We start from the raw sequence: 13,117 nt of genomic DNA, 5'->3' as shown, positions 1-13,117 counted from the left end.
CCAACCGCCCCCCGTGGCACGGGAGTAGGCCCCCGGCGGGCGCCTGTGTCGCTGCCCGCCGACCGGTGGTCGCGGACGCACGGTGGGGCCGTGCACCCTCCGCCCCGCACGACTGACCGCACATCAGGCCGCTCCGACCCTCAAGGAGGCACCACCGTGGCCGGTCCCCCCGCGTCAACCCTGGAACCCGTCACCGCCGACCGCCCGCGGTCCGTACTGCGCGAGGTCTCCTTCCTGCGGCTGTGGGCGGGCTCGACCGCCTCCGGCCTGGCCACCTGGGCGATGCCCTTCATCCTCGGGCTCGCGGTGCTGCACAGCGCCATCACGCCCACCGCGCTCGGCCTCGTACTGGCCGTACGCACCGTCGGCTTCCTGATCGCGGTGCCCGTCGGCGGTGTCCTCGCCGACCGCTGGTCGCGCCGCTCCGTCGTGCTGTGGTCCTCGCTCGCCGCCGCCGTCGCCACCCCCGTACTGGCGATGTCCCTGGGGCGTTCGGTCGCCCTGATGGCGGTGGCCGGCGCGGTGATCGGTGCCGGGCAGGGCGCCTGCCGGCCGGCCTTCCAGGCCCTGACCGCCGAAGTCGTGCGGCCAGGGCGGCGCCAGCAGGCCAACGCCGCGATGACCCTGGCCGTCCGCGTCACCACGCTGGCGGGGCCCGCGCTGGCCGCACTGCTCGCCACCGTGCTGGATGTACCCACGCTGCTGCTGGGCAGCGGCGTGCTGTGGCTGGCCGCCGCCCTCCTGCCGCCCCGGGGGAAGCCCGCCCCCGCCCCCGCCCCGGACGGGGCCGAGCGGCCCGGATTCACCGCCGAGTTCGCCGACGGCGTGCGGGAAGCGCGCCGCCACCCCTGGTTCCTGGGCGGTCTCGTGGCGCTCGCCGCCGTCATCGCCACCGGATACTCGGCCACCGGAGTCGTTCTGCCGATGGTCAGCCGGGACCGCTACGGCACCGAGGCCGTCCTGGCCACCGCCGTCACCGCCTACACGGCGGGAGCCCTGTTCGGCGCGCTGCTCATCTCCCGCTGGCGCCCCCGCTTCCAGGGCTGGGCCGCGCTGGCGGCCCTGGCCTGCTACGGGTTCGCCCCGCTGAGCCTGTGGCTGCCGGGGCCGGTGGCCCTGGTGGTGGTCGCCTACGCGGTGGCGGGCGTCGGCATCGAACTGTTCAACGTCCCCTGGTTCACCGCCATCCAGCGCGAGGTGGAACCGCGACGGCTGGCCAGGGTCTCCTCGCTCGACTTCATGGTCTCCTACGGCCTGGCCCCCGTGGGCCTGGCCCTGATCGCCCCCGCCGTCGACGCCTTCGGGCCCGGCCCGGTGCTGGGCCTGTGCACCCTGGTGTGCTTCCTCGTCCCGGCGGGCGCGGCGCTGGTGCCCACCGCGCGCCACTTCTCGCGGGGCGGGGCACGGTCCACTCCGGAGGCGGTTGCCTAAGGGGGTGTGCACCGCGCGGGCCCCCGCTCCGCGGCTGCCCTGAAGGCCCCCTCGGCGGCGACCGTTTGACGAAACGGGCACAGCGCACAACACTGATACGACAATGATTTCCATTATCGACAGATTGCGTGAGCCCTCGGGGGACCTCACCGTCCGCCCGGACCCCGGGCCCACCGGCCGGGGCCTCGCCCTCCCCGTCCTCGCCCTGCTCGCCGTGCTGATCGTCTCCGTGGTCGTGGCCATCGGTCTCGGTCCGGCCGCCATCTCACCCGCGGACACGACCCGTTACCTGTGGGCCGCGCTCACCGGCGGCACCATCCCCGCCGAGAACCTGACCGGCTACCAGATCATCTGGGAGGTCCGCACCCCCCGCGTGCTGCTGGCCGTCGTCGTCGGCGCCGGCCTCAGCGTGGTCGGCGTCGCCGTACAGGCCCTGGTACGCAACGCGCTGGCCGACCCGTTCGTCCTGGGCGTCTCCTCCGGCGCCTCGGTCGGCGCGGTCGCCGTCATCGTCCTCGGCGGTTTCGGCGCCTTCGGCGTCCACGCCCTGTCGGCCGGCGCCTTCGCGGGTGCGCTGGCCGCCTCCGCCCTCGTCTACCTGGCCTCCTACAGCCGCACCGGACTCACCCCGCTGCGCCTGGTCCTGACGGGGATCGCCCTCGCCTACGGCTTCCAGGCCGTCATGAGCGTCATGGTCTACCTCGCCCCCGACGGCGAGGCCACCCACACCGTCCTGTTCTGGACGCTGGGCGGGCTCGGCGCCGCCACCTGGGGCTCGCTGCCCACCGTCGCGGTGATCGTCCTCGCCGGGGCCTTCGTCCTGCACCGCCACTCCCGGGCCCTGGACGCCATGGCACTGGGCGACGAGACGGCCGGCAGCCTCGGCGTGGACGCCACCGCCCTGCGGCGCGGCCTGTTCGTCATCACCTCCCTGATGACCGGCGCGATGGTCGCGGTCAGCGGGGCGATCGGCTTCGTCGGCCTCGTCATGCCGCACCTGGTCCGCATCCTCGTCGGCGCCCGCCACGCCCGGGTGCTCGTCCTCGCACCGCTCGTCGGCGCCGTCTTCATGGTCTGGGCCGACCTCGTCGCCCGCACCCTCGCCGCTCCGCGCGAACTTCCCCTCGGCGTCATCACGGCCCTGGTCGGCGTCCCGGTGTTCATCACCCTGATGCGCCGCAAGGGCTACGTCTTCGGGGGCCGCTGATGACGCTGCGACTCGACGCGCTGGGGGTCGTCAGGGACGGCCGCGCCCTGGTCCGCGACCTGTCCCTGGATGTGGGGAGCGGCCAGATCGTGGGCCTCGTCGGACCCAACGGCAGCGGCAAGTCCACCGCCCTGCGCTGCGTCTACCGGGCGCTCGCCCCCACCACCGGCACCGTATGGCTCCACGACCGCGAGCTGACCACCTACACCCGCCGTGACAGCGCCCGGCACATCGCCGCGCTCACCCAGGAGAGCGGATCCGAACTCGACTTCACCGTTGCGGAGATCGTCGCCCTCGGCCGCTCACCCCACCTGCGCGGCAACCAGGCACTGGGCCCCCGCGAGACCGAACTGTGCCACCGCGCCATGGCACAGCTCGACGTCCTCCACCTCGCCGACCGGGGCGTCCTCACCCTCTCCGGCGGCGAACGCCAACGCGTGCTCGCCGCACGCGCCCTGGTCCAGGAACCCGACGTCCTGGTGCTCGACGAACCCACCAACCACCTCGACATCCGGCACCAGATCGACCTGCTCACGCTGCTGCGCCGCTCGGGCCTCACAGTCGTGATCGTGCTCCACGACCTGAACCTCGCCGCCGCCGTGTGCGACCGCGTCGGCGTGCTGGCCGACGGCGCCCTGGTCGCGGCCGGCACACCGGGCGAGGTACTCACCCCCGCACTGGTGCGCACCGTCTTCGGCGTCGAGGCCACCGTCGTCCCCCACCCCCTGACCGGCCACCCGCAACTCCTCTACTCCCTGGGAGCCCCCGCATGACCCGACGCCTGCGCGCCGCCGCCCTCGCCGCGGCCGCCCTGCCCCTGGCCGCCTGCGGCGCCGATGTCGCGGCGGACGGCGCCTCAGGCGCCACGGCGGTGACCGTCCCGCGCTGCGGCGAGGACGTGACATACCAGCTCCCTGAGCGCGCCGTCGTCTACGAGGCCGGCAGCGCGGACAAGATGTTCGTCCTGGGCCTGACCGACCACGTGCGCGGCTACGTCATGCCGCCCGCCAACCCGCCCGTGGAGGAGTCCCCGTGGGCGTCCGAGTACGCGAAGGTGGAGATGCTCAGCGACGACCTGCTCAACCGGGAGCTGGTGGTGGACGCCGGGGCGGACTTCGTCGTCGCCGGCTGGCGCTCGGGCTTCAGCGACGAGCGCGGCATCACGCCCGAACTCCTGGACACCCTGGGCATCCAGAGCTTCATGCACAGCGAGACCTGCTACAACTACCCCGAATACCCGGTGGACTTCACCCCGATCGAAGGGTTGTACCGGGACCTGGAACTGCTGGGGCGGATCTTCGGCGCCGAAGACCGCGCCGAGGAGGTCGTCGCCGGGATGCGTGAACGCGTCGCGGCCGTCGAGGAGGCAGCCCCGGCCGGCCGCGCGCCCCGCGTCTTCGTCTACGACTCCGGCACCGACCAGCCGTTCACCTCCGGCAACCAGGCCCCGCCCCACGAGATCATCGAGACGGCCGGCGGCGAGAACGTCTTCGCCGATCTGACCGACCGGTGGACCACAGTGGGCTGGGAGGCTGTCGTCGACGCCGACCCCGAGGTCATCGTCATCCTCGACTACCAGGACCGCCCGGCCGAGGAGAAGATCGACTTCCTGCGCTCCTCCCCCGTGACCCGCAACCTCCCGGCCGTGCTGGCCGGCAACTTCTACATCCTCGACTACAACGAGGCCATCAGCGGCCCCCGGATCATCGACGGGGCCGAGGGCTTCGGCGCCTATCTCCGCGACCTGTACCCGACCGGCGCCGACAGCTGACCCACGCGCACGGAGCGGCCCGGGGCGCCACCGCCCCGGGCCTGGTGAGCACGACAACAACCCCGCCGGTCCGGCGCTCCCTTCCGTGGCCGTCGCGACACCGCCGTGGCGCAGGACGGGATCACGCGCCGGCCGTGCCGCCGGCGGGTGGCAGCCCGGCCAGCAGGGCGCGGCGCGAGGCGCGGACGTGCTCACGCATGACGTGTTCCGCGCTGTCGCCGTCCTTCTCCAGGATCAGTTCGAGGACGTGGTGGTGCTCGCGGTCGGACTGGCGGGCCCGGCCCGGCCGGCTGAGGGAGGTGGTCACCAGCCGGGAGTACGCCAGCTGGTTCATCAGCGTGCGGTAATGGGCCTCCAGTTTGCTGTTGTCCGCCCCGGCGATCAGCAGATCGTGGAACTCCTGGACGAGTTCGGCGTACCGTTCCCGGTTGTCGCGCTCCACCGCGTTGTCCGCCTCGCGCAGGTTGCGCTCCAGCAACTCGATCTCCGCGACCCGGCCGCGCTGGGCGAGCAGGCGTGCGGCGGCGCCCTCCAGCAGTTCCTTCATCTCGAAGAGTTCGGTGATCTCACGGCGGGACGGGGCGGTGACGAACGTGCCGACCCGGGGCCTGATCTCGACCAGGCCCTCGGTCTGAAGCTGTTTCAGGGCCTCGCGCACCGGTGTGCGGCTGACACCGAACTCCTCCGCGAGGGCCAGTTCGGCGAGCGGTGACCCGGGTCCGATGTCGCCCCTGATGATGCGATGGCGCATCTCGGCGACCACCCGGGCCTGTACCGACCCGTTCTTCGGTCCGCTCTGTCCGCGATTCACCGATCTCATCCCTGTCGTCTCCCGAACCGGCCGCCGGTCATCGGTCCATCGGTCACCGGTCATCCCAGCGGGGCGAGCGCGCCCCCGTCGAAGAACTTACCCGCGCTGTACACCATGGGCGGCCACTCGGCGACATCGGCGTGCACCACCCGGCAGATGAAGATGGTGTGGGTACTGGCCTGGAGCCGTTCGCGGATCTCGGCCTCGACCCTGGCGCTGCTCGCGGCGAGCAGCGGGCTGCCGAACGGACCGCTCTCCCAGTTCACCTGGCGGAACTTGTCGTCGGACTTGCCGGCGAAGACACCGACGACGTCCAGCTGCTCCGTGGAGAGGATGTTGATGGCGAGATGACCGGCACGGAACAGGCAGTCGTGGGTGGAGGAGGTCCGCTGAACGCACACCATCACGGTGGCCGGGTCGAGGGAGATGCTGGAGAACGCGTTGACCGCCAGACCCCGTGGAGTCTCGCCGTCCATGGTGGTCACGACCGTGACCCCGGTGACGAACTGCCGGTTGACCTGCTTCATCACATCGATGCCGGGGGCGGCGGCGAGTGCGGTCATGGCGGTGCTCCTTGTCCTGGTCCGTGCCGTGGTGGCCGTGCTGGTGGTCGTCGCGCGTGCGGGGGCAGAGGTCGTCATCGGGCGCGTCAGTCCTGCCCCACCGGGAAGACGCCGAGCGCCGTCAGCAGTGCGCGCGGGTCCCAGGTGACGTACTCCTCGGCGATCCGGTCGCCCTCGAAGCGGGCGAAGGTGGCGCCGGCGACACGGACGCGCCGCCCGGTGGCGGGGACGCCGAGGAAGGGGTTCTCGTGGCAGCCGGTGCTGTGCCAGCGGATCGCCGCCCGATTCCCGTCCAGCAGGATGTCGTCGATGGTGGTGGTCAGATCGGGGAAAGCGGCCCGGGTGCCGAGGATCGCCGACTTGAGGGCGTCCAGGTGCTGCGGCTGCGGGTCGCTGCCGTAACGGAGGTAGTCCGGCGCGAGGAGCGCGCCGAGGGCGTCCACTTCGCCACGGCCCCAGGCGGCGGCCCACGTCGTCTCGATCAGGTCGCGGCGGGCGTTACTGTCCGGCATCAGCCTTCTCCTTCTCTTCCTTCTTCATGTCCGCGCTCGGCGGGGCGTTGAGGTCCCCGCTCAGTTCCTTCCAGAAGGACACCGTCAGTGCGGCGATGACCACGAGGAAGGGCAGGGACGTGACGATGACGGTGTTCTGGAGGCCGTTCAGTCCGCCGGCGAGCAGCAGGGCGACGGCGGTGACCCCGGTGATGGCCCCCCACAGGATGAGGACGGAACGGCGCGGGGTGAGCGATCCGTCGGAGGTCATCATGCTCAGCACATAGGTGTTGGAGTCCGCGCTGGTGACGAAGAAGATCACCACCAGCAGGATGGCCACGGCCGAGGTGAGGCCGGCCAGCGGAAAGTGGTCGAGGGTGGCGAAGAACGCCGTGTTGAGGTCGGCGGCGGTCTGCCGCGCGATGTCGCCGCCCCGGTACAGGTCGACGTGGATGGCCGTGCCGCCGAAGACCGTGAACCAGGTGAAGAACGCCGCGCTCGGGACGACCAGGACACCCGAGATGAAACCCCGGATGGTGCGGCCCCGGGAGATGCGGGCGAGGAAGATCCCCACGAAGGCTCCCCAGGAGACCCACCAGGCCAGCATGAAGTAGGTCCACAACTGCATCCACTCCAGCCCGCCGAACGCGCTTCCCTGGAGGCTCATCCGGAAGAAGTCGCTGGCCCACAGGCCCAGGGACTCGGTGTAGAGGTTGGCGATGAAGGCGGCGGGCCCCACGATCAGCATGAAGGCGACGAACACGATCGCGAGCACCGTGCTGATCTGGCTCAGGTACTTGATGCCCTTGCTGATCCCCGTCACCGCCGAGATGGTGAACAGGGAGGTCAGGGCCGCCACGATGAGCACCTGGCTCACCGAGTTGACCGGGACGCCGAACAGGCTGCCGAGACCGTTGTTGAGCTGGAGGGCCCCCAGACCCAGGGAGGTCGTGGTACCGAACAGGGTGGAGAAGACCGCCAGGACGTCGATCGTCTTGCCGATCGGGCCGTTCACCCGGTCGCCGAGCAGCGGCACGAACAACTGGCTGACCAGGGCGCGGCGGCCCTTGCGGTGCGTGGCGTAGGCGATGGCGAGACCGAAGACGGCGAAGACCGCCCAGGCGTGCAGGCCCCAGTCGAAGTAGGAGTACTGGAGGGCGCGCGCCGCCGCGGCCGGGGTGTTCGGCTCGGCGAGGCCGTGCGGCGGGTCGGCGAAGTGCGAAATGGGTTCGGCGACTCCGTAGGAGATCAGTCCGATGCCCATGACGGCGGCCAGCAGCATGGCCAGCCAGGTGGCCGTCGAGAACTCCGGGCGGTCACTGTCCTCGCCGAGCCGGATCGAGCCGGCCCGGCTGAAGGCCAGGAACACCAGGAAGATCAGGATACCGAGCGTGACCACCAGATAGGTCCAGCCGAAGGTCTCCGTGACCCAGCCCAGCGAGGTCGAGGTGACCTTGTTCAGGTTCTCGGTGAACAGCACGGCCCAGGCGACGAACACCACCGAGATGCCGATGGAGGTCCAGAAGACGGACCCGAGCCGGGCGCGGCCACCGCGCTCCCGGTCGGCTCCGGCGTCGCTTCCCCGCGGTTTCACGGGTGTCATCTCCGCACCCGTTCGAAGGTGACTGGACATGAGGCTCCTTGAGTCCGCAGGGTCACCAGCTTCGCCGCTGGCATGCAAGCAGCAGTAATGCATGTCACCCATCACGGGTCAAGAGGTACGGCGAAATGAATCGGAAACAGTCCACCTGACCGGAGAAACCCCTGCTACAGACCGCAGGTGCGCTGAACGGAGCGAGCGCGCCCCTCCGTGGAATGCCGTCTTTGGCACGGCTCTTGACCGGGAGAAGACGTATGCCTATCGTCCTGTGGCATGCAAGAGCGCATCCCGGATCGCCCGGACCACTCCATCGGTCTCCGCAAGCTCGTGCTCTACCGCGACGTGGTCGTCACGGAGGCCGGCCACACCCCGGACCGGCCCGCCCGGCGGGCCAGCGTCGCCGCCGTCATCACCAACCCGTGGCTGCACGGCGGCCCCTGGGCCGACCTGTCCGAGGAACAGGCCCGCATCGCCCCGGTCCTCGCCACCCTGCTCACCGACCGGCTCGTCGCCGCGCTCGGCCCGGTGGAGGAGATCGAGGCGTTCGGCAAGGCCGCCGTGGTCGGTACCGGCGGCGAGATCGAGCACGCCGGCGCGCTCATCCACACGCCCTACTTCGGAAACCTGGTACGGGAGTTCCTGGCCGGTCAATCGATCATCTGCTTCGCCGACACCCGCGCCGAGGCGGGGGAGGCCCTGACCGTCCCCCTGTGGCACAAGACCCACGCGGCGACCCGCAGCCACTACCAGACCATCAGCGCCCGGGTACCCGACGCCCCGCGCGCCGACGAGATCGTCGTCATCGCCGCCGCGTCCACCGGACCCCGGCCGCACCCCCGCATCGGGGACCGCACCACCGACCGCACCGTCACCGCCGCAAGCCTGGAGGCCACACCGTCATGAACGTCCGCAAGATCGTGACCGTCGTCGAGGAGATCCGCACCGAGGGCGGCCGGGAGGTCGCCACCCCGGCCAAGGTCGCCGTCGTCGCCGCCGTCATCGCGAACCCGTGGGCCGGCCGGGGCTTCGTCGAGGACCTGGCCCCCGGCATCGACGCCCACGCCTCCGACCTCGGGGCCCTGCTGGCCCCGGCGGTGCTCGAAGCACTCGGCGCGCCCGCCGAGGCATACGGCAAGGCCGCCATCGTCGGCCTCGACGGCGAGATCGAACACGGCTCCGCCCTGATCCACACCCTCAAGTTCGGCGACCACTTCCGCAAGGCCGCCGACGCCACCACCCTGCTGCCGGCCGTCGAGAAGCGCGGACCCGCCGGCGTCCTCTTCGACATCCCGCTCAAGCACATCACCGACGCCACGATCCGCTCCCACCACCAGAGCGTCGAGGTCCGGATCTCCGACGCCCCCCACCCCGGCGAGATCGTCGTCGCCCTCGCCGCGGCCGCCCAGGGGCGACCCCAGCAGCGGCTGGCACCGCTGGCAACCGAACGATAGAGGCGACATGAGCAAGCCGACGCTGGTGCTGCTGCACGGCGTCGGGCTCGACCACACCATGTGGGAGCCCGCCGCCGTGCTCCTGAGCGACCGCTTCACCGTCCTCACCCCCGACCTGCCCGGCCACGGCACCCGCCCGCCGGTCCGGGACGGGATCACCCTCGCCGAACTGGCCGACGGCATCGCCGCCACCGTCCCCCCGGGCGCGCACCTCGTGGGATTCTCGCTCGGCGCACTGGTCGCCCAGCACCTGGCGCTCCACCACCCCGGCCGGGCCGCCACCCTCACCTCGGTCAGCTCGGTGTGCCGACGCACCCCGCAGGAACGGGCCGCCGTACTCGCCCGGCTGCGCACCGCCGAGACCGACGGGGCGGCGAGCGCCGCCGCCTCCCTGGAGCGCTGGTACGCGGGCACCGGCGTCGGCCCCGAACCGGTGGCCCGCACCGAGGCCGTGCTGCGGGCCAACGACCACGGGTCCTTCCTCGCCTGCTACCGGGTCTTCGCCACCGCCGACGCCGAACTCGCCCCGCGCCTGGGCGAGATCACCGTCCCGGCGCTGGCCGTCACCGGGGAGGACGACCCGGGGTCCACCCCCGCCATGACCCACCGGCTCGCCGCCGCGCTGCCCGACTGCCGCGCGGTCATCGTCCCCCGCGCCCGGCACATGCTGCCCGTCCAGCGTCCGCGGGCGTTCGCCGACGCCCTGACCCACTTCATCGGAGAGCGCGCCCATGTCTGAACTCACCACGCTCCAGCACCTCATCGGCGGGGAGCGCGTCGAACCCGCCTCGGGGGAGTCCTTCGAGAGCACCAACCCGGCCACCCGCCAACCCCTGTACCGGGCGGCGCGCGGCAACGCCACGGACATCGACCGCGCCGTGGCCTCCGCCACCGCAGCCTTCGAGGACCCGCGCTGGCGCGACCTCAGCCAGACCCGGCGCGGCCATCTGCTGCGACGGCTCGGCGACCTGATCGCCGAGCACGCCGAGGAACTGGCCCGGATGGAGACCCTGGACAACGGCAAGCTGCTGCGCGAGATGCGCGGCCAACTGGCCACCCTCCCGGAGTACTACCACTACTACGCCGGACTCGCCGACAAGATCCACGGCGACGTCATCCCCACCTCGGACCGGCGGGTGCTCAACTACACCACCCGCGAACCGCTGGGCGTCGTCGGAGCCATCACCCCGTGGAACTCGCCGCTCACCCTGACCAGCAGCAAACTGGCCCCGGCCCTGTGCGCCGGCAACACGGTGGTCATCAAGCCCTCCGAGTACACCTCCGCCACCGTCCTTCGGCTCGCCGAACTCGCCCTCGAAGCCGGGTTCCCGCCGGGCGCGGTCAACGTGGTCACCGGCTTCGGCGCCGAGGCCGGAGCGCCCCTGGTGGACCACCCGGGCCTGGCGAAGATCTCCTTCACCGGCAGCACCGCCACCGGATCGCGGATCGCCTCCGCAGCCGCCGGCCGGTTCATCGGCTCCACCCTCGAACTCGGCGGCAAATCCCCGAACATCGTCTTCGAGGACGCGAACATCCCCAATGCCGCCATGGGCGTGGTGGCCGGCATCTTCGCCGCCGCCGGACAGACCTGCATCGCCGGCAGCCGCGTCCTCGTCCACCGCGCGGTCCACGACGAACTGCTGGAACGCGTCACCGAACGCGCCCGGGCCATCCGCATCGGCGACCCGCTGGAGGAGACCACAGAACTGGGTCCGCTGGCCTTCGCCGAACAACGGGACAAGGTGGCCGGCTACGTGGAGCTGGGCCGCGAGGAAGGCGCCCGGGTGCTCACCGGCGGACGCGCCACCGACGGCGGCCTCGGCGGCTACTTCTACGAACCCACCATCCTCGTGGACGTCGACAACAGCATGCGGGTGGTGCGCGAGGAGATCTTCGGCCCCGTGCTCGCGGTCCTGCCCTTCGACACCGAGGAGGAGGCCGTCCGGATCGCCAACGACACCGAGTACGGGCTGGCCGCCGGAGTCTGGACCACCAGCCTCTCCCGCGCCCACCGGATGGCCGACCGCCTGGAGGCCGGCACGGTGTGGGTCAACACCTACCGGGCCATGTCGCCCATGTCCCCCCGGCAGGGCTTCAAGACCAGCGGCGTCGGTGTCGAGCACGGCACCGAGACCATCAAGGAGTACACCCGGCTCAAGAGCGTGTGGATCAACACCGGAGAAGAGCCGGTGGCCGACCCCTTCACCCTGCGGAGCTGACCGTGCCCCAGGTCACCGTCACCCTCGCCGAGGGCCGCACCCCCGAGCAACTCCGCGCCCTGATGCACGAGGTGCACGGCGCGGTCCTGCGCACCACCGGCACCCGACCCGAGTACGTCCGGGTCGTCGTGCACGAAGTCCCCCGTACGCACTGGGCCACCGGTGACGTCACCCTCACCGAGCTGGACGCCGCCGGACGGGACCCGGCCGACCCAGCGGAAAAGGAGCAGTGATGAGGTTCTCGTTGTTCGTCCACATGGAACGCCAGGACGAGGAGGTCAGCCACCGGCAGCAGTTCGAAAGCCTCGCGGAGCTGGCGCTGATGGCGGAGGCCGGCGGCTTCGGCACCGTGTGGATCGGGGAACACCACGCGATGGAGTACACCATCTCCCCGAGCCCGATGCCGCTCCTGGCCTACCTCGCGGCCAGGACCTCCACCATCCGACTGGGTGCCGGCACCCTTATCGCGCCCTTCTGGAACCCCATCCGGGCCGCCGGCGAGTGCGCGCTGCTCGATGTCATCAGCGACGGTCGCATGGAGGTCGGACTCGCCCGGGGCGCCTACCAGTTCGAGTTCGACCGGATGGCGGGCGGGCTCTCCGCCCGGGACGGGGGCAAGCACCTGCGCGAACTGGTGCCCGCCGTACGGGCCCTGTGGCGCGGCGACTACGCGCACGACGGCGAGATCTGGCAGTTCCCCACGGCGACGAGTGTGCCGAAGCCGGTGCAGCGGCCCAACCCGCCCATGTGGATCGCCGCCCGCGACCCCGACTCGCACGACTTCGCGGTGGCGCAGGGCTGCAACGTCATGGTCACCCCACTGATGAAGGGCGATGAGGAAGTCGCCGCTCTCAAGGGGAAGTTCGACACGGCGGTGGCCAACCACCCCGAGGTGCCCCGCCCCGAACTGATGGTGCTGCGGCACACCCACGTGCACGCCGCCGAGGACACGGACGGCTGGCGCCCGGCGGCCGAGGCGATCAATCGCTTCTACCGGACCTTCGACGCCTGGTTCGGCAACAGCGCCACCCCCGAGAACGGTTTCCTGGCACCCAGCCCCGAGGCCAAGTTCGCGGAGCGGCCCGAGTTCGCCCCCGAGGCGCTGCACCGGACGGCGATGATCGGCACCCCGGCCGAGGTCATCGAGCGGCTGCGGAGCTACGAGGAGCTGGGGGTGGACGAGTACAGCTTCTGGATCGACACCGGGCTGTCCCACGAGGAGAAGCGCGCCTCACTGGAACTGTTCATCAAGGAGGTCGTCCCGGCCTTCCGGTGAGCCGGCACGGGGCCGGGGCCACGGATCCGTGGCCCCGGCCCCGTGCGCGTCCCTCGCCCTGGCCGGCGCCGGGCGCGCGGCTGCTTGACGGCGGCGCACCGGGTCATTAGCTTCACCGGCGGTTCGGTGCCGCGCACCTTGTCCTGCGCACCGAACGTCCGGTGCGGGCCGGCGCGCCCGCGCGTCATCACTTCCGTCGTTCGGAACGGTGGAGCCCGCACAGGTTTGGGAGCGCTCCCAAAACTGGCCGGTCCGGACGGCCGTACGCCGCACCGGTCCACACCGACGCCGAGGAGA

At 71.6% G+C, this 13,117-nt stretch carries 14 protein-coding genes; 10 read left to right on the top strand and 4 right to left on the bottom strand.

Going from position 1 to position 13,117, the window contains the following annotated elements; all coding sequences use genetic code 11:
• Positions 1-156: 156 nt before the first annotated feature.
• From SXIM_RS02610 to SXIM_RS02595, 4 genes are all read left to right on the top strand, one after another.
• Positions 157-1,431 carry an MFS transporter gene (locus SXIM_RS02610; protein ID WP_046722823.1) on the top strand — a complete coding sequence of 425 codons (1,275 nt, stop codon included), beginning with the start codon at positions 157-159 and terminating at the stop codon, positions 1,429-1,431.
• A 103-nt stretch (positions 1,432-1,534) separates the two neighbouring features.
• Complete coding sequence (locus tag SXIM_RS02605) at positions 1,535-2,638, top strand: FecCD family ABC transporter permease (protein ID WP_234306761.1); 1,104 nt, start codon at positions 1,535-1,537, stop codon at positions 2,636-2,638.
• The gene (locus tag SXIM_RS02600) at positions 2,638-3,411 is read left to right on the top strand and encodes an ABC transporter ATP-binding protein (protein ID WP_030727567.1); all 774 of its coding nucleotides are present in this window, start codon (positions 2,638-2,640) and stop codon (positions 3,409-3,411) included. Before SXIM_RS02605 ends, SXIM_RS02600 begins: the two co-directional genes overlap by 1 nt.
• Positions 3,408-4,409 carry an ABC transporter substrate-binding protein gene (locus SXIM_RS02595; RefSeq protein WP_046722820.1) on the top strand — a complete coding sequence of 334 codons (1,002 nt, stop codon included), beginning with the start codon at positions 3,408-3,410 and terminating at the stop codon, positions 4,407-4,409. The genes SXIM_RS02600 and SXIM_RS02595 overlap by 4 nt, the downstream gene beginning before the upstream one ends.
• Positions 4,410-4,530: 121 nt before the next feature.
• Here SXIM_RS02595 and SXIM_RS02590 read toward each other — a convergent pair whose 3' ends face one another.
• The 4 genes from SXIM_RS02590 to SXIM_RS02575 form a co-directional block, all read right to left on the bottom strand.
• Positions 4,531-5,229 (bottom strand): GntR family transcriptional regulator, encoded by a 699-nt coding sequence (locus SXIM_RS02590; protein ID WP_030727561.1) that lies wholly within the window; start codon positions 5,227-5,229, stop codon positions 4,531-4,533.
• 50 nt (positions 5,230-5,279) lie between these two features.
• Positions 5,280-5,783: a flavin reductase family protein gene (locus SXIM_RS02585; RefSeq protein ID WP_030727558.1), complete on the bottom strand. Its 504-nt coding sequence runs from the start codon at positions 5,781-5,783 to the stop codon at positions 5,280-5,282.
• A gap of 86 nt (positions 5,784-5,869) precedes the next feature.
• Positions 5,870-6,295: an ester cyclase gene (locus SXIM_RS02580; RefSeq protein WP_030727555.1), complete on the bottom strand. Its 426-nt coding sequence runs from the start codon at positions 6,293-6,295 to the stop codon at positions 5,870-5,872.
• Positions 6,282-7,877, bottom strand: coding sequence for a BCCT family transporter (locus SXIM_RS02575; protein ID WP_046722819.1), 1,596 nt, complete (start codon positions 7,875-7,877; stop codon positions 6,282-6,284). Before SXIM_RS02575 ends, SXIM_RS02580 begins: the two co-directional genes overlap by 14 nt.
• Before the next feature lie 270 nt (positions 7,878-8,147).
• On the opposite strand from SXIM_RS02575, the gene SXIM_RS02570 reads away from it, so the two are divergent.
• From SXIM_RS02570 to SXIM_RS02545, 6 genes are read left to right on the top strand one after another with little or no spacing between them, the layout of a single operon-like run.
• Positions 8,148-8,777, top strand: a complete 630-nt coding sequence (locus SXIM_RS02570; RefSeq protein WP_046722818.1) for an amino acid synthesis family protein — start codon at positions 8,148-8,150, stop codon at positions 8,775-8,777.
• Positions 8,774-9,325 carry an amino acid synthesis family protein gene (locus tag SXIM_RS02565; RefSeq protein WP_046722817.1) on the top strand — a complete coding sequence of 184 codons (552 nt, stop codon included), beginning with the start codon at positions 8,774-8,776 and terminating at the stop codon, positions 9,323-9,325. The genes SXIM_RS02570 and SXIM_RS02565 overlap by 4 nt, the downstream gene beginning before the upstream one ends.
• 7 nt (positions 9,326-9,332) lie before the next feature.
• Positions 9,333-10,064, top strand: a complete 732-nt coding sequence (locus SXIM_RS02560) for an alpha/beta fold hydrolase (protein ID WP_030727543.1) — start codon at positions 9,333-9,335, stop codon at positions 10,062-10,064.
• On the top strand, positions 10,057-11,544 hold the full coding sequence (locus SXIM_RS02555) for an aldehyde dehydrogenase (protein WP_030727540.1): 1,488 nt from the start codon (positions 10,057-10,059) through the stop codon (positions 11,542-11,544). The genes SXIM_RS02560 and SXIM_RS02555 overlap by 8 nt, the downstream gene beginning before the upstream one ends.
• A gap of 2 nt (positions 11,545-11,546) precedes the next feature.
• Positions 11,547-11,777, top strand: coding sequence for a tautomerase family protein (locus tag SXIM_RS02550; RefSeq protein ID WP_030727537.1), 231 nt, complete (start codon positions 11,547-11,549; stop codon positions 11,775-11,777).
• The gene (locus SXIM_RS02545) at positions 11,777-12,820 is read left to right on the top strand and encodes an LLM class flavin-dependent oxidoreductase (RefSeq protein ID WP_046722816.1); all 1,044 of its coding nucleotides are present in this window, start codon (positions 11,777-11,779) and stop codon (positions 12,818-12,820) included. The genes SXIM_RS02550 and SXIM_RS02545 overlap by 1 nt, the downstream gene beginning before the upstream one ends.
• Positions 12,821-13,117 lie beyond the last annotated feature (297 nt).

The sequence above is a fragment of the Streptomyces xiamenensis genome (assembly GCF_000993785.3).
Classification (GTDB): Bacteria; Actinomycetota; Actinomycetes; order Streptomycetales; family Streptomycetaceae; genus Streptomyces; species Streptomyces xiamenensis.
The sequence above is the reverse complement of the archived record's forward strand: the minus strand, read 5'-3'. Positions and strand labels throughout refer to the sequence as shown.